Source organism: Thermococcus waiotapuensis (assembly GCF_055384795.1).
The window spans coordinates 620,614-635,031 of the sequence record NZ_AP042429.1 but is presented as its reverse complement, the minus strand read 5'-3'; the positions used below and the strand labels follow the sequence as shown (position 1 = coordinate 635,031).

The 14,418-nt window shown below is 54.7% G+C and carries 16 protein-coding genes, 1 rRNA gene and 1 pseudogene; 9 read left to right on the top strand and 9 right to left on the bottom strand.

All coding sequences use genetic code 11. The annotated features are described in order from the left end of the window. Positions 1 to 39: 39 nt before the first annotated feature. Positions 40 to 1,470, bottom strand: coding sequence for a cysteine--tRNA ligase (cysS, locus tag ACZ47M_RS03540; protein WP_315340955.1), 1,431 nt, complete (start codon positions 1,468 to 1,470; stop codon positions 40 to 42). A 100-nt stretch (positions 1,471 to 1,570) separates the two neighbouring features. Between cysS and ACZ47M_RS03535 the strand changes: the two genes are divergently transcribed. The 5 genes from ACZ47M_RS03535 (at position 1,571) to mrtA (ending at position 4,008) form a co-directional block, all read left to right on the top strand. After that, positions 1,571 to 2,431, top strand: a complete 861-nt coding sequence (locus tag ACZ47M_RS03535; RefSeq protein WP_315340139.1) for an FKBP-type peptidyl-prolyl cis-trans isomerase — start codon at positions 1,571 to 1,573, stop codon at positions 2,429 to 2,431. A 41-nt stretch (positions 2,432 to 2,472) separates the two neighbouring features. After that, positions 2,473 to 2,691, top strand: a complete 219-nt coding sequence (locus ACZ47M_RS03530; protein ID WP_315340136.1) for a hypothetical protein — start codon at positions 2,473 to 2,475, stop codon at positions 2,689 to 2,691. Beyond that, positions 2,682 to 2,960, top strand: a complete 279-nt coding sequence (locus ACZ47M_RS03525) for a hypothetical protein (protein ID WP_315340135.1) — start codon at positions 2,682 to 2,684, stop codon at positions 2,958 to 2,960. Before ACZ47M_RS03530 ends, ACZ47M_RS03525 begins: the two co-directional genes overlap by 10 nt. A gap of 73 nt (positions 2,961 to 3,033) precedes the next feature. After that, a complete protein-coding gene (locus tag ACZ47M_RS03520) occupies positions 3,034 to 3,384 on the top strand; it encodes a hypothetical protein (protein ID WP_315340134.1) in 351 nt (116 codons plus the stop codon). Between the two features lie 3 nt (positions 3,385 to 3,387). Further along, positions 3,388 to 4,008: a CPBP family archaeomyxosortase MrtA gene (gene mrtA / locus ACZ47M_RS03515; protein WP_315340131.1), complete on the top strand. Its 621-nt coding sequence runs from the start codon at positions 3,388 to 3,390 to the stop codon at positions 4,006 to 4,008. 38 nt (positions 4,009 to 4,046) lie between these two features. On the opposite strand, the gene ACZ47M_RS03510 is transcribed toward mrtA, so the two are convergent. The 3 genes and pseudogenes from ACZ47M_RS03510 to ACZ47M_RS03500 form a co-directional block, all read right to left on the bottom strand. Continuing rightward, positions 4,047 to 5,366: a RuvB-like helicase gene (locus ACZ47M_RS03510; protein ID WP_315340129.1), complete on the bottom strand. Its 1,320-nt coding sequence runs from the start codon at positions 5,364 to 5,366 to the stop codon at positions 4,047 to 4,049. Between the two features lie 132 nt (positions 5,367 to 5,498). After that, positions 5,499 to 6,161 carry a protein-L-isoaspartate(D-aspartate) O-methyltransferase gene (locus ACZ47M_RS03505; protein ID WP_315340127.1) on the bottom strand — a complete coding sequence of 221 codons (663 nt, stop codon included), beginning with the start codon at positions 6,159 to 6,161 and terminating at the stop codon, positions 5,499 to 5,501. A gap of 43 nt (positions 6,162 to 6,204) precedes the next feature. Then, a pseudogene (locus tag ACZ47M_RS03500) lies at positions 6,205 to 6,726 on the bottom strand (archaellar assembly protein FlaJ); the annotation flags it as partial. Positions 6,727 to 6,746: 20 nt separating this feature from the next. Between ACZ47M_RS03500 and ACZ47M_RS03495 the strand changes: the two are divergent. Both ACZ47M_RS03495 and ACZ47M_RS03490 read left to right on the top strand, forming a co-directional pair. Then, positions 6,747 to 7,247, top strand: coding sequence for an outer membrane protein assembly factor BamB family protein (locus ACZ47M_RS03495; protein ID WP_315340124.1), 501 nt, complete (start codon positions 6,747 to 6,749; stop codon positions 7,245 to 7,247). A gap of 1 nt (position 7,248) precedes the next feature. Further along, entirely contained in the window at positions 7,249 to 8,019 is a 771-nt protein-coding gene (locus tag ACZ47M_RS03490) for a PH0542 domain-containing protein (protein ID WP_315340122.1), read from the top strand. Here the strand turns inward: ACZ47M_RS03490 and ACZ47M_RS03485 are convergent. Next, on the bottom strand, positions 8,016 to 8,357 hold the full coding sequence (locus tag ACZ47M_RS03485) for a ribonuclease P protein component 4 (protein WP_315340120.1): 342 nt from the start codon (positions 8,355 to 8,357) through the stop codon (positions 8,016 to 8,018). The genes ACZ47M_RS03490 and ACZ47M_RS03485 overlap by 4 nt on opposite strands. 5 nt (positions 8,358 to 8,362) lie before the next feature. After that, positions 8,363 to 9,889: a hypothetical protein gene (locus tag ACZ47M_RS03480; protein WP_315340117.1), complete on the bottom strand. Its 1,527-nt coding sequence runs from the start codon at positions 9,887 to 9,889 to the stop codon at positions 8,363 to 8,365. Between the two features lie 86 nt (positions 9,890 to 9,975). On the opposite strand from ACZ47M_RS03480, the gene rrf reads away from it, so the two are divergent. Continuing rightward, a 5S ribosomal RNA gene (gene rrf / locus ACZ47M_RS03475) occupies positions 9,976 to 10,097 on the top strand. A gap of 60 nt (positions 10,098 to 10,157) precedes the next feature. Further along, positions 10,158 to 11,189, top strand: a complete 1,032-nt coding sequence (locus ACZ47M_RS03470) for a hypothetical protein (protein ID WP_315340114.1) — start codon at positions 10,158 to 10,160, stop codon at positions 11,187 to 11,189. Here ACZ47M_RS03470 and ACZ47M_RS03465 read toward each other — a convergent pair whose 3' ends face one another. The 3 genes from ACZ47M_RS03465 to ACZ47M_RS03455 form a co-directional block, all read right to left on the bottom strand. Continuing rightward, the gene (locus tag ACZ47M_RS03465; protein ID WP_315340111.1) at positions 11,190 to 11,762 is read right to left on the bottom strand and encodes a cyclase family protein; all 573 of its coding nucleotides are present in this window, start codon (positions 11,760 to 11,762) and stop codon (positions 11,190 to 11,192) included. Positions 11,763 to 11,836: 74 nt separating this feature from the next. Beyond that, positions 11,837 to 13,318, bottom strand: coding sequence for a glycerol kinase GlpK (glpK, locus tag ACZ47M_RS03460; RefSeq protein WP_315340108.1), 1,482 nt, complete (start codon positions 13,316 to 13,318; stop codon positions 11,837 to 11,839). A gap of 19 nt (positions 13,319 to 13,337) precedes the next feature. Continuing rightward, complete coding sequence (locus tag ACZ47M_RS03455) at positions 13,338 to 14,078, bottom strand: glycerophosphodiester phosphodiesterase family protein (RefSeq protein ID WP_315340105.1); 741 nt, start codon at positions 14,076 to 14,078, stop codon at positions 13,338 to 13,340. Between the last annotated feature and the right edge of the window lie 340 nt (positions 14,079 to 14,418).

Here is a 14,418-nt window from a genome sequence, read left to right as displayed (position 1 = left end):
ACCTTTTTTCAGGGGCCAATGAAGGATAAAAGGAAACCTTCAAGCCCTCACCCTCTTCCACACCGTGCCTCCCGGCGTGTCCTCGAGTTGAATCCCAAGCTCCCTCAGTTGGGTTCTTATTTTGTCCGCCAGGGCGAAGTTTTTCTCCTTTCTGAGCTGGGCGCGCACCTCTACGAGGAGCTTTATGAGTTCCTCCTCTTCTCCGGCTTTCTGCTCTTTAAAGTAGTCCTCGAAGATGCCAAAGACCTCGCCGACAACCTTGAAGAACTCCCAGGCCTTTCTCAGGATGCTCTCCTTTGGTGTCTCCACCCGGGTTAAATAGCGGTTGACAGCGTTGCTTGCCTCGAATACTGCCTTCAGGGCCTCGGCCGTGTTGAAGTCATCGTCCATCGCCTCGTAGAACTTTTTCCTTGCCTCCCTTATCGCCTCGTAGGCTTCAAACTCATGCTTTTCCCAGCGGAAGGAAGTCTCAGCCCTCTCCATCGCCACGCGGATGTTTTCGAGGGTGTTGTAGAGCCTCTCTAGGTTGTTCTTTGCATGCTCCATGCCTTCCTCGGTGTAATCGAGCGGTGACCTGTAGTGCTTCTGGAGCACGAAGAGCCTTATTACTTCGGGGTCGTAGCGCTTCAGGGCTTCTCTGATGGTTATGAAGTTTCCGAGGCTCTTGCTCATCTTTTCCCCGTTGACCATGAGGAATCCCGTGTGCATCCAGTAGCGGACCCATTCGTGGCCTGTGCAGGCTTCTGTTTGCGCTATCTCGTTCTCGTGGTGGGGGAAGATGAGGTCGCTGCCTCCACCGTGGATGTCGAAGCTTTCGCCGAGATATTTGGTACTCATCGTGGAGCACTCTATGTGCCAGCCGGGCCTCCCCTCGCCCCACGGTGAAGACCACTTCGGTTCGCCCGGCTTTGCCTTCTTCCAGAGGGCGAAGTCTTCGGGGTTCTTCTTTCCTTCGCCGGGCTCCACCCTCGCGCCCTTGACGAGGTCCTCAACCTTTATCCCGCTTAACTTGCCGTAGTCCTTGAACCTGCGAACCTCAAAGTAAACCCCATCGCTCCCCTCGTAGGCGTAGCCCTTCTCCTGGAGCTTTCTTATGAATTCTATGATATCTGCAACGTGCTCGGTGACTCTCGGGTATATATCGGCCGGCTTGACTTTTAAAGCTGCCATGTCTTCAAGGAAATACCGAAGGAACTTCTCGGCGAGCTCTTTCGGGTCCTCGCCGGTTTCGTTGGCCCTCTTGATGATTTTATCGTCTATGTCGGTGAAGTTCATGACCATCAGAACGGTGTAGCCTTTGTGCTCGAGGTAGCGCCTTACCACGTCGAAGGCTATGTAGGTTCTGGCATGGCCGATATGAGTATAATCGTAAACCGTCGGCCCGCAGACGTACATTCTCACCTCTCCCTCTCTGAGGGGCCTGAACTCTTCCTTCTGCCTCGTCTGAGTGTTGTATATTTTTATGGCCATCCCCACCACCGGGGGAACTTTATGGCGGCGTTTTATTAGGTTATCGCCTTCGCTTTGGCCAACTGAAATTTTCCACGGTGCCGGCAAAAGTTTTAAAACGATGGCTTTGAATGCCACTCAGGAGTTAAAGGAGGTAGTGATCATGACGAAGGTTCAGAGGGGAGACGTCATAAGGCTCCACTACACCGGAAAGGTCCAGGAGACCGGTGAGATATTCGATACCACTTACGAAGAGGTCGCCAGGAAGGCGGGCATCTATAACGAGAAGGGCATCTACGGCCCGGTTCCGATAGCGGTTGGGGCGGGCCACGTTTTGAAGGGCTTGGATGAGAAGCTCGATGGTCTCGAGGTCGGAAGGAAGTATGAGATAATCGTCCCCCCCGAGGAGGGTTTCGGAAAAAGGGACCCCAGCCTCATCAAGGTCTTTACCCTGGGCCAGCTCAGGAGGGCGGGAATATATCCAATTCCGGGGATGCCGATAGAGCTCGAAACCGGTGACGGGAGGAAGCTTAAGGGGCGGATACTCACCGTGAGCGGTGGCCGTGTCAGGATCGATTTCAACCACCCCTACGCAGGCAAGCACTTGGTCTATGAAGTTGAGGTGATGGAGAAAATAGAGGACCCGATAGAGAAGGTCAAGGCCCTCGTAGAGCTCCGTCTGCCGAGGATACCTCTGGAAAAGGTCATCATTGAAGTTGGGGAGAAAGACGTGACCGTTGACTTCACGCCCGTGCTCGATGAGGTCGACAGGAACACCTTAGTTCTGGGGGAGATTCTCCTGGAGAGCGACCTTAAGTTCATAGGATACGAAGAGGTCAGGTTCAGGCCCACACTTGAGGAACTTCTAAAGCCGCCCGAGGCGGAAAAAACTGCCGAGGAGAGCAAAGAAGCAGAGCCCCCTGAAGGTGCACCTCAAGAGGACACGGAAGGGGCTAGGGAAGAAGGAAAGCAGGCTTCTTAATCCTTTTATATCCCTTTTCCGACTTAACTTTTGGTGGAACCATGGAAGTCAGACTCCGGGAGAAGCTGGAGAGGCTCGTCGAGGACTTAACTCACAGGTTCTCCCAGCGGGATAGAGAGGAGATAAGGAAGGCAATAATAGCCATGATCAAAGTCAGAGACATCCCGGTGTCCCCCCTGAATCCCGCCGGCGGGTACCACCCGGTTCTCGTCCTAAAAAGAGATTTGGCGGCCTGGAGAAAGAGGTCAGGGTGTCTTTAGTTGACCTTTCGGTGTTAACTAAATACAACCTGCCTGGTTGGAGGAGGGAAGTTGTATTTTTCCTGGATAGGGACGTTGTGTACGTTGATATGGTTGGGGGAGTTGAAACGCTGTTCATCGGCGAGCCGCATCTTTTGGCGCAGATAAGGGACAGCCTAGCCAGGATACTCCAGCAAATGAGGTACAAACCCCGGGAGTTCGTCCTGTTTTACGACCAAATTTACATGGACTTCGGGGGGGAAGTACATATTCCTGGAGCTTCGGGGTAGCGATCTGAGGCTGAACCTGGTTAACCTGAACCTCAGCGAGGCAAGCAGGATCCTCGGGGAGGCCATCCCCTACATGGACTCCACCTTTGGAAACAAAAACGACGAATTCTACAAGCTACTGTTCGTTTATTCATCCGAAACATTGGGGACCTTCCAGTGGTTTTTTGACCGCTACATTTTCCCCCGCCTGAACCCCGAGCAGAGGGAGTTTCTGGATGAGATGCACGATTACAGGAACTTCGTCAGTCTGCTGTATTCATACGTTTCGAGGCTTAACAAAGACCGGCTCGGAAGCGAGGTAGGTATAAGGATCGTCAGAAGGGCCAACCCGAACAGGCCGCTCGAGATAGGCATAGCCTTCACCAACCGCGGCATCGAAGTCAAGAGATATCCAAGTACAACAACCATAAGCTTCATGGTGTGATTGATGCCCCTCCGCAGGAACCCCTACGTCCTTTTTATCGTCCTGTTTCCTATCTCATTTATTCCACGCTTTTTCGGCGGAAACCTGGAGCGCTGGGCCTTCTGGCTTCTGTTCTGGTACGTTCTCATCCCCTTGGTGGTTTCCCTCGCCCTCGGTTTTAGGCCGGGGGAGCTCGGGCTGAAGCTTCCCCGCGACAACTGGAAAATTTTTGGGCTTTTAATGACCCTTGCCGTTATTGTAAGCTTTGGAGGGCTCCTCATTCCATCTATGAGGGACTACTACCCGGACTTTGCTTATTCAGGCTGGGTGAGCTTCCTAGAGAAGGAGCTGGTCGTTGGGGTTGTTATGCTTGCCCACGAGGCTTTTTTCAGGGGGTTTCTTCTGTTTCCGCTTGCGGAGAAGAACGAGCGGCTGGCTGTACTTGCTCAGGACGTTCCTTATGCCATCGTCCACATCGGAAAACCGCTCCCAGAAATCCCCTACTCGTTTTTTGCAGGCCTGGTTTTTGCCTGGATGGATCTGAGGGGAAAGAGCTTCTTCCAGAGTTTCCTCCTCCACTGGCTCGGTTCGGCGTTCTTTGACGTCCTGTGCGCGCTTTTTAAGGTTGGCATAATTCATCCTTAGAGGTTTGTGAGGGTGGGGGCATAATAAAAGAAAAATGCTCACTGGAGCATGCCTTCGAGCTTCTCCACGAAGGTTATGCTCCTCTTGAGGTCGGCGAAGTACTCCTTGGCCTTCTCGACGTGCTCCCTCTCCACTTTCCCGCCCCTGGCTAAAACGCTCGCGGGAGCAAGTAACTGGACTGCGTAGCGCAGGCTGGTCTTCTCGCCGAGCTCTGCCAGGTACTCTATGGCCTCCTCGCTTATCTCTATCTTCTCCTCCCTGGCGCGGATCTTGACGATTTCGCGGATTTCCTCCTTTTTGTAGGGCTCGGTGTTGATTATCAAAAGCCTGTCGAGCATGTCTATCGGAATCCCGTGCGGGGCCTTTATGTCAGTTCCCCTTATGGTCGTCATGCCCCTGTTGGTTGCCAGGATTAGTATTGGGGCCAGCTCGCTCTCCATTGCCCTCGCAAGGAATGAGAAGGCCTCTACGTCGAGCATGTGGCACTCGTCTATGAAGAGGACGCCCGGAACGAGCGTTGCCTTTCCTTCCTCAATCCACTTCTTTACAGTCTCATCAACGCGTTGCCTGATGTCATCGCTTATCTCTGCCCCTGTGCTGAAGAGCAGGCCGAAGATGTTTCCGCGGGCGTTGGCAACGTCCAGGTCGTGGAGGGTAACCGTGTAGGTGAACTCCTTTATCTTGAGAACCGGCCCGCCCGGCAGGTTGACCTTTCTCTTGAAGAAGAGGCCCTCTTCCTCCTTCGTGGTGCCGGCCTTGGAAATCCTCCCGGTTTCAGCGTCTATCTGGATGACATCCCCTTCCTCCACACCAAGCTCCATGAGCTGGTAGGCTATCTCCCTGCCGGCCCTTATGGTCTTCTCGTCGTCCTTCGTGCGCAGGGTTATGAGGACGCTCTCCGGAACCTCGATGTAGGGGTTGAAGGGATGCCTCGTCTTGTTGACCTTCACCTCCTTTACCTCGCCCTCGTAGACTTTCCTCTCCTCGCTTATTCTAACTCCTATCGCCCTCCTCATGGCCTGCTTGAGGAACTCGGTCTTTTTGATCTCGGAGGAGTAAATCTCGCTTCCCGCAATCTGGACGAAGGGGACGTCTTCACCGAGTTCCCTCGCTATGCCCATGGCTATGGCCGTTTTGCCGCTTCCCGTCGGCCCTGCCAGCAGGATGCCCTTTCCGGCAAGCTTGCCTCGCTTTATGAGCTCGACGGCTATTCCAGCGGCTTCCCTCGCCTTTACCTGCCCGACCATTCCGTCCGCCATGAATTTTGCCTTTCCGTCCTCCAGGCCAAGGCCCTTTATGTGGGAGTGGCTTCCAATCCTCTCGAAGCTCCTCACGGCGACCTCCTCGATGGCCGGCATTCGATCACCTCCAGCGCTTAATCTTCCCGAGGGTTACTAAAAAGAGGAAGGCTTAAAAATTTGACGGAGCGGCTCAGGCCGTCGATCCCGGGCATCTGTGACCCCAAAGGCCAATCTCATCATAGCCATTAGCTACTCCTTCCATCCGTACTCCCCGATGAGGGGCACGAATGCAACGCCGCCGTGGTTTTTAATCTTTATCGACCCGTCGGGACGTTTTATGACCTCCAGGAGATCCTGCCAGAGGTGATAGCTCCCAACCGGGATTATGAGCTTTCCCCCGGGTTTGAGCTGCTCTATAAGTGGTTTCGGAATCTCGGGTGCCCCCGCGGTGACTATTATCCTGTCATAGGGGGCCTTCGGGGGGAAGCCTTTTGTGCCATCCCCGGGGATCACGTGAACCCTATCCGAGTAGCCAGCGCGCTCCAGGTTTCTCCGTGCAAACTCAACGAGTTCCGGAATCCTCTCGACTGTGTAGACTTCTCCCTTCACGAGCTCGGCCATTAAAGCGGCGTTCCATCCGCTCCCTGTCCCAACTTCCAAAACGTCCATTCCGGGTTTAAGCTCCGCTAACTCAAGCATTATCGCCACCATGTGGGGGGCAGAGATCGTCTGTCCAGCCGGAATCGGAAGGGGCTCGTCCAGGTGGGCGTAGCTCCAATAGCGCCTCTCGACGAAGAGGTAGCGTGGGAGTTTAAGGAAAGCCTCTTTTATGAGCGGGTTCTTTAGAATTCCCTCCGCTTCGAGCTGCTCCACTGTTATCTCCCAGAGCCTTCTGAGCTCTGACTCCTCCATGCGAACACCATAATAAATTGGCTGGAGAGAACTTAAGGTTAACTCAGCCGAGCACGGCTTTGGCGATAATCCCTACGAGCTGGGTCGCTTCGCTTCCTCCGGGGGAGAGGCCCATCATCCTCTCCATCAGCGTCTGGCCCGCGTACATTCCCGCCGCGAATACCCAGAGGAGGATTACGAAGTACTTGAGGGAAACTACCCAGTGGCCTCCATCGGCTGTCTTTATCGCGAGTGCGGAGAGGAAAGAGTGAACTACCATGATAGTCAGCATGATGTACATGACGAAGTTCATGCCCGTGGGTGGAATTACGTGGATTATATCCCCTATGTACTCCGTTGGGATCGGGAGCTGGCTGAAGAGGATGTTTATCGACGCCGCCACCTGGAATGACGCCGCGAGGGTAAAGGCGAAGGAAGCTGTTAGTCCGTAGATTATGCCTATGAAGCTGGCTATGCTCTGTTGCCTCTTCTTCCTGAGCCTTACGAGCCTCTCGAAGTTTCTGCTGATGACCAGGCCAACGTAGTCCGGTTCCGAGCCCATCCTTATGGCCTCTCTAAAGATTTCACAGCAGGGGTTACATACTGATGGTTGACGGGGACGGGAAGGTCCTCTGGAACGAGAGCGCGTTCTTCGTGGAGGATCTGCTCGTTAACGGGGACACACTCTACGTCTCAGGGGCCGACGAAAACGGAGGTAGGGTTGCGGCGTACGATCTAAGGGAAAAGAAAGAACTCTGGAACGTGCGCTTCCCATACAGGGCGAAAGTTCTGGCCTATGGAGCGGATAAGCTCGCCGTTGGCGCTGGCAAGTTCGAGACCAGGGAGGAGGGCAACGTTACAAGGATCTACAGCGAAGGCGGCCTCTATTTGCTCAATCCAAAGAACGGGAAAGTCCTGTGGAAGGACACGAGCATGGGCTACGTGAGGAGCCTGGCCGTCAGTGGAAACCTCCTGGCCGCTGGAACGGGGAGCTCCTACTTCTATGTCCTTGACCTGGGCAGGGTGAATGAATCCCCCAGCATCTGCGGGCCCGGGATTTTCCTTCTCCTAGCGCTGGTTTTCACAATGACCAGAAGGGGTGGTTGAAGTGCCTCCCGAGGAGGATATTGATCTGAGAGAGGCTCTTGCAACGGGGGAGGACCTTGAGGAGCTCATAGTCCGGGCCTCTCACGATGGTGAGTTTCTGAGGGAGCTCATAAAGTACCTCGACGACGACCTCTGGATCGTCCAGAAGAACTCTCTGATGGTCATCATGAGCGCTATTGGGGAACACGAGGAGCTCTTTGATCCCCTCCTGAGGAAGCTCCTGACGATGATACGGAAGAGCGAGGCAATCCCGCTGACGATCGAGATAGCGAAAGCCGTGGGGTTGCTCTCAAAACTGAAGCCCGATCTTGTTAAGAACGCCGTTCCGGTACTCTTCGCCAACTACCGCGTGGGGGATCCGAAGATCAAGGTAAACATGACCTACGTTCTTGAGGAGATAATGCGCCAGAACCCCACGCTCTTTGGCAATATGTTCCACGATATAACGGCTCTTCTCAACTCTCCAGATGAAACGGACCGGCTGGCGGCTTTGAACTTTATTTCGGCCCTCGGGGAGAACGGCTCCAGGTACGTTACGCCCTTCCTCCCCAAGCTTCTCGCCTTCCTCTACGACAGGGACGAAGTAGTGAGGGCCAGCGCGGTCGAGACGCTTACTGATGTAGCCGTTAACAACCCCAAGTTCAGAAATATAATCAAAACCAAGCTTTCGGATCTGAGGGACAGGAGCGAGCTCGTGACCATCAAGGTGCAGGAGGGCCTCAGAAAGATAGCCCTGGCGGAGGCGAGAGAAAAGGCTGAGGGAGGGGGTTAGGTTCCTTTTCTCCTCTCTTTCTGCTCCCTTATGTAGGGGTGTCTCATAATGTGGTTGCATTCGAGGCATTTTATGACCACGTGACCGTTCCTGAGCCGCACCCTCGCGTTGACTCCAGGAACCAGGAAAGAGTGGCACCTCTTGCAGTATCGTCTCTTCCACTTCCGGGGCATTCTTATCCTCGCCTTCTGCTGGACTGCCAGCGCTATCTCAACATAACGGTTGGCCAGCTCCCTGTCATATGGAAAGACCTTTTCAGCCAGGGTAAACAGGGTCTCCACCCTCTCCCAGGCTATTCCCCTCTTTTCCCTCTCCCGTATGAACCTCTTCTTCCCCATGGCCCTCACCTTACCAGTCTCAGCTTTCCAGCGATGGGTTCGTAGAGGTAGCCTTCACTGATGAGGCGTTGGACTGTTTCCACGGCAGCCTCCCTGTCAAAACCGGCCCTAACCAGGGCCTCCTCGAACTCCGCCCTGCTGACGTCCCCTCCAAGCGTTGTTGATTCAATATCCCTGAAAACTTCAAGGGCCTTTGCCACCCTTTTGTCGGGAGGGATATACCCCCTGTAGTTCCTGAGGAGCCTCTGGACCTCGCTCTGGGGAAGGGAGGAGAGCACAGCCATCCAGTCGTTGAGTATCTCATCGTTCATGAGCCTGACGGTTTTTATATGGCTTTTCTTGGCTTTTCCCTCGAGCCTGGCAATGGACCCAAGGAGGCGCAGGCTGAGCTCGTAGCGGGTTCCAACGTCGAACACTCCTCCTGGAATAGTGAGCAAATCGAATTTCCACCCGTACTCCTCCCTCTTTTCCATGAGCCACTCCTCAAAGCTCCTTCTAAAGGCTTCCCCAATGCCCTTTGAAGCAGATATAGCCGAAACCCTCTCCCTCTCGAGGAAGACCGTCACTATAAGGTTCTGGATGTACCGCTGGAGCGTCTCTTCCCTTTCCAGATATGGCCTCTCGTCCTCCCCGGGTATGAACACGAATGGGGTCTCGGCCCTTCCGATAATGTCATCAAGCGGGTGGGCCCGCTTTGGAAGGGATAAAAGCCCCACAGTCTTTTTCTGGAGGATGGCGTTTTCTGCGGCCTTTGAAATCTTAACCGGAGAGCTGGGGACGTAATACCGCAGGGGAGTGTTGTTCGGGTTGAAAAAAGTAAAATCCAGGTCAAGAAACTCGTCCACAAGTTTTTCTCTCCCCTCCTTCCTGAACCTGAGCTCATCTGGAAGAAGGGAGTGGAGGAACTTCAGTATGCGCCACAGCGTTATGACCCCGTTTTCCCTTCCCTTGTACCCGAGAACCGAAAACTCGTAGCCTTCGCCCCAGACCCTCGGTGACTCCAGAACCTGCGGGCTACCGTAGAGGCCATAGATCAGGCCGAGCTGGAAGTCCCTGCTTGCGTAGATAGAGCCTGAGATCAAGTCCTCGACTTCCTCCGGTTTTAGGACCATTTCCCGGTATCTTTTCCAGTAGTCGGCATAACTTATGGACCTTAGGGAGGTTACGTGGATCATCCTCATGTTCCCCCAGGGATAGGCATCGACGATACCTCTCACCTCGACGTAGGATCCGGAGAGGAACCCGCCCGCGATGCGGCTCTTCTCGTCTATCCTGAGGGCGACGTAGGCTCTGAGGGAACCTGGCGGGGTGGAAGAGAGCTCACTCGGACTGATGGGAGAGAGTAGATAATATGCGGCATCGTTTGGGGCGTTGGGGGGTTTTCTCAGGATCAGAAAGCCCGAGACAGTTGTCTCATCACCATTGGCGGCTCTCTGAATGCTCTCCTGGAATTCCCTCACCTTTCTCTCGGGGGTCAGGGGTTCCTTTTCCTCCCTGAGCAGGGTCAGGAGCTCCCGGTACGGATCCATCATGTTGGCGTAGTGGGAGACGGCACTGATAAAACTTTGGGGGAGGGAACCGTAAAGTTTATAAACCCTTTTTGGGTGGTGTGTATTGGTGCGGTGGTCATAGCGGCGGGGTCACACCCGGTCTCGTTTCGATCCCGGAAGTTAAGCCCGCCCGCGTTCCCGGGTGTACTGCCCTCCGGAAGGGGGCGGGAAACCGGGAACGCCGCCGGCCACTATAAGCTTCTTCTTACTAAGCTTGGGGGTAAGCGCCTACACAAAACCTATTTAAAGCTTGAACCCCTTAATCCTCAGGGGGACGATGTTCGAGAAGAAAAAATCCGGCCTTACCTGGGACTACCTGAGGGAGAGGCATTCCGAGATACTCGAGGATTTAAAAACTCTGCGTGACTGGGATACTGTAAAGGCCGTAATCCCCGAATCAGAGGAGCTCAGTGATTATTCCCTTCTGGCCCTCCAGGCCCTCGCCTCGTTTATACGCGAGTTCCAGATTGAAAGGAACCTTCTGGGAGAGAGGATCGGAACCCTGGAGGGAAAACTGGAGGACGTCAGGACCGAGATGAGGGAGAAGGATGCCTCCTTTGAAAGGCGTTTAAAAGCCCTCGAAGACTCCATCTCAGACCTCCAGAGGAAGATGCTTTTTGTTGAGGGGATAAGCAACCTCGTGCCCCGCATCAACGAGATCGAGGAGAGACTGGAGGCAAACCCGGCTGAGCTCCTCGCGAAGCTCGAAAAGCGCTATGCTCAGTTAATCGAAGAACGAGTTGAGCAGATGATCAACAGGCGCCTCAGGGAGTTTGAGGGCTCGATACCGGGCATGAGCGGAGATCTCGTTAAGTTTTTAAGGGAAATTCAGGAGAAGAACGAGTCTCTTGTGGTCGAGAACTACCAGCTCAGGAAAGAGGTGGAGCCCCTGAAGGCTGCTCTCCAGGCCAAAGAAAGGGAGGTCGAAGAGCTCAAAAAGAAGCTCTCCTCCTGCAACGAGCTGAGCAGGAGGATAGACGAGCTCCAGCAGAGGGTTCAGGAATACGAGGAGAAGGCCAAGATGGTGTCCTCGATAGAGAAGGAGCTCATGGAGATAACCGGGGCGCCGACTCCCGGGGATGCGATTGCCCTCGTTAGGAAAATGAAGAACGAGTACGTGCCTAAGTCAAAGCTGACGCCTCTTCTCGATGAGATCAAACGTCTTAAAGCCCAGGTGGCTAAGCTAGAGGAGGAAAACCGCTCTCTTCTCGAGAAGAACGAGAAACTGGCTGAGGCCCTCAGGAGCATCATTGAAAAGGGCACTGGCAAAGAAGATGAGTGATCACTCCTCGAGGATCGCAACCGCCCTAACGGGGCTCCCGGATCCGCCCTCTATTTTGAGGGGGAGAGCTATAAAAACGAACTCCGTGCCAAGCACTTCTTCCAGGTTCGTTAGATTCTCAAAAATCGGTATCTCCCCGCTCAGGAGTATCGTGTGAACGCTCTCATTGCCTATGCTCATGGCATCGGTGCCGACGGCTTTTACACCCTCCGCGGCAAGAAACAGGGCAACTTCAGGCGAAAGCTCCCTTCCGCCGGTTAGAAAGAGAACTATCCTGTCGTAGTAGCCCGAGTCAGGTATTTCGTCGAGCTTTACGGGGCCTTCCCCGTTGCGAACATCTATGACCAGTCCATTACCAATGAACTTCTCAAGGGGAAGTTCATCCACGGTCTTTCCACCGGGGATAAAGTGAGCGGGTGCATCAACGTGGGTTCCCGAGTGCTCCCCCATCTTCAGCGAGTTCATGTAATAGCCGTCCCTATCGATAAAGGCCCAGGGTCTTACACGTATCTCCGGATCACCGGGGTAAACCAGGGTATCCTCCCCAAGCGGAAGGGAAAGGTCAACTATCATGGCCTCACCGTCTAAAACTCACCCTTCTGAATAAAAACGTTGCCCCATTTCGGGATGCACAAATGAAAAGTTAATCAGGAACCGGCGACCTTTGCCCAGCCCATCGCCCTCTTCACGGCCTCCTTCCAGCCGCGGTAGAGCCTTTCCCGGGTTTCTTCATCCATGGCCGGCTCAAAGACCCTCTCGGCCTTCCAGAGGCCCTTTATCTCTTCGAGGCCTTCCCAGTAATCGACTGCCAAGCCAGCAAGGTAAGCCGCACCGAGGGCGGTGGTTTCCTTCACGAGGGGCCTCACGACGCGCCTGTTCAGTATGTCCGCCTGGAACTGCATCAGGAAGTCATTTGCAGTCGCCCCTCCGTCAACGCGGAGTTCCCTGATGCCAACTAGCGCCTCCATTTCTTCGATGACATCGCGGGTTAGATAGGCTATCGCCTCGAGCGTTGCCCTCGCGAGGTGCTCCCTGCCGGTACTGCGCGTTATCCCTATTATCAGCCCGCGCGCGAACTGGTCCCAGTAGGGCGCCCCGAGGCCGACGAAGGCCGGCACGAAGTAAACTCCCTCGTTGCTTGCGAGCTTTCTGGCGAGCTCTTCAGTTTCGGAGGCATTCTTGATGATCTTTATTCCATCCCTGAGCCACTGGACTGCCGCCCCCGTCACGAATATGCTCCCCTCAAGGGCGTAGGTGACCCTCCCCTTGAGTCCCCACGCAATCGTTGTGAGCAGGTTGTCCGAATAGCGAACCATTTTGCCCGTGTTGGCCAGGATGAAGTTCCCCGTCCCGTAGGTGGCCTTCACCATTCCGGTCTCAAAGGCCGCCTGCCCGAACAGGGCCGCCTGCTGGTCACCCGCGTCTCCGCTGACCGGGATTTCCTCACCGAGGATCTCTTTCTTTGTGTAGCCGTAGACCTCGCTCGACTCCCTCACCTCCGGGAGAACGCCCTCTGGAATTTTGAAGAGCTCGAGGAGCTCATCGTCCCATTCGAGCTTCTTGATGTTGAAGAGCATCGTCCTTGAGGCGTTGGAGTAATCGGTGACGTGCTCCCCCGTGAGGCGGTAGATGAGGAAGGTATCCACCGTCCCGAAGAGGACTTCGCCCTTCTCGGCCCTTTCCCTCAGGCCAGGAACGTTGTCGAGGAGCCACCTGAGCTTGCTCGCCGAGAAGTATGCATCTGGCACAAGGCCCGTCTTCTCCTTGATGAGGCTTCCGTAGTCTCTCTTTATCTCCTCGACCATCTCAGCCGTTCTCCTGCACTGCCAGACTATCGCGTTGTGGAGCGGTTTTCCACTTTTATCCCAGACTATTGTGGTTTCCCTCTGGTTGGTTACTCCGATGGCAGCTATTTGGTTGGGCTCGATTTTAGCACCCTCGATTGCTGTTTTTATTGCCCTCATCTGGGCTTCCCAGATTTCCTCGGGGTCGTGCTCCACCCAACCTGGCTTTGGATAGTGCTGCGGGAATTCGTACTGGCCGAATCCGAGAACGTTGCTCTCCCTGTCGAAGATTATCGCCCTGGCAGAGGTCGTCCCCTCATCGAGCGAAAGTACGAACTTCTCCATTTCCACCACCCGGGTTCGGTCACCTCAGTCCGAGCTTCTTGAGGTAACCAAGCATTCTCTCAACATCATCTACTATAACGCCGTCGAAGAGGGGGATGAGCCTGACGAGGCTGTCGTTGGAGTAGTAGCTCTCATCTTTGAGAGACCACAGGAGCACTTTAAGCCCCGCCCCCTTCGCCTTCTCGAGCTCCTTCACGGTCTTCTCAACTCCAACGACGCTAAGGGCCTCTATCGGCGGGTTTATTGACCATGGCCTGAGCTCTGCTATAAGCTGAGGAAGCTGTGCGAGAACCTCTTCCCTGTCCAGGAGCACCCCCAGCCTCGTCTCTGAGTCAAGCTTCCTGTATTCCCTCAGGGCATCGATGATGAATGATGAAACAATGACCCTTTCGGGGTTGTTTGCCCCTATGATTTCAGCGGTCTTCTTGACGGCATCGATGTCTTTGATTTCAACGTTCACCACTGCATTCTCAGGCAGCGCCTCAAAGACCTCTTCCAGCGTTGGTATCCCCTCGCCCATTCCAAAGTCCAGCTCCCTGAGCTCCGCCAGGGTCATCTCCTTAACCTTTCCGCTCCCGTTGCTTGTTCTATCGACGGTCTCGTCGTGGATTACAACGACCTCCCCGTCCTTCGTAAGCCAGACGTCGAGCTCGATTCCATCTGCTCCGGCCTCGATGGCCTTCCTGAAGGCCAGAAGGGTGTTCTCCGGGTACTTCTCGGAATAGCCCCTGTGGCCGAGCACGAGAATATTCCTGCCCATTAGTGAGTCACCACCTTTATTTTGCCCCTAAACGGTAAAAACTTTTCTCGGTCTGGCTGGATCATAGGAGATGGGGGCAATACGAGCGGGACCAGCTTCTGATCCCAGTGGAGCTCTTCCGGTAGTTCCAGAGGCAGATCCCAAGACCACGCTATCCCTGGGCGCGCAAGAGAACCGTGAAGGCCCCAGTATCCAGCGTAAGAAACCGGGGGATAGCTGGCCATGGAAGCCCACGCGGCATTCAAGGCACCCCTCAAAAAGGGCCTTAGCGGTTCCGGGGTTCTCCGAAGGGAAGACAACAAGTCCCCCTTTAGCCCCTGCGCCTCGGTAGTAGAGCACC

Coding starts and splice junctions, on each gene's coding strand:
- ACZ47M_RS03480 (WP_315340117.1), bottom strand. CDS start 9,889: ATGATGGATCCGTACCGGGAGCTCCTGACCCTGCTCAGGGAGGAAAAG.
- cysS (WP_315340955.1), bottom strand. CDS start 1,470: ATGGCCATAAAAATATACAACACTCAGACGAGGCAGAAGGAAGAGTTC.
- glpK (WP_315340108.1), bottom strand. CDS start 13,318: ATGGAGAAGTTCGTACTTTCGCTCGATGAGGGGACGACCTCTGCCAGG.
- mrtA (WP_315340131.1), top strand. CDS start 3,388: ATGCCCCTCCGCAGGAACCCCTACGTCCTTTTTATCGTCCTGTTTCCT.
- ACZ47M_RS03505 (WP_315340127.1), bottom strand. CDS start 6,161: ATGGAGGAGTCAGAGCTCAGAAGGCTCTGGGAGATAACAGTGGAGCAG.
- ACZ47M_RS03485 (WP_315340120.1), bottom strand. CDS start 8,357: ATGGGGAAGAAGAGGTTCATACGGGAGAGGGAAAAGAGGGGAATAGCC.
- ACZ47M_RS03530 (WP_315340136.1), top strand. CDS start 2,473: ATGGAAGTCAGACTCCGGGAGAAGCTGGAGAGGCTCGTCGAGGACTTA.
- ACZ47M_RS03535 (WP_315340139.1), top strand. CDS start 1,571: ATGGCTTTGAATGCCACTCAGGAGTTAAAGGAGGTAGTGATCATGACG.
- ACZ47M_RS03520 (WP_315340134.1), top strand. CDS start 3,034: ATGGACTCCACCTTTGGAAACAAAAACGACGAATTCTACAAGCTACTG.
- ACZ47M_RS03455 (WP_315340105.1), bottom strand. CDS start 14,078: ATGGGCAGGAATATTCTCGTGCTCGGCCACAGGGGCTATTCCGAGAAG.
- ACZ47M_RS03510 (WP_315340129.1), bottom strand. CDS start 5,366: ATGCCGGCCATCGAGGAGGTCGCCGTGAGGAGCTTCGAGAGGATTGGA.
- ACZ47M_RS03495 (WP_315340124.1), top strand. CDS start 6,747: ATGGTTGACGGGGACGGGAAGGTCCTCTGGAACGAGAGCGCGTTCTTC.
- ACZ47M_RS03465 (WP_315340111.1), bottom strand. CDS start 11,762: ATGATAGTTGACCTTTCCCTTCCGCTTGGGGAGGATACCCTGGTTTAC.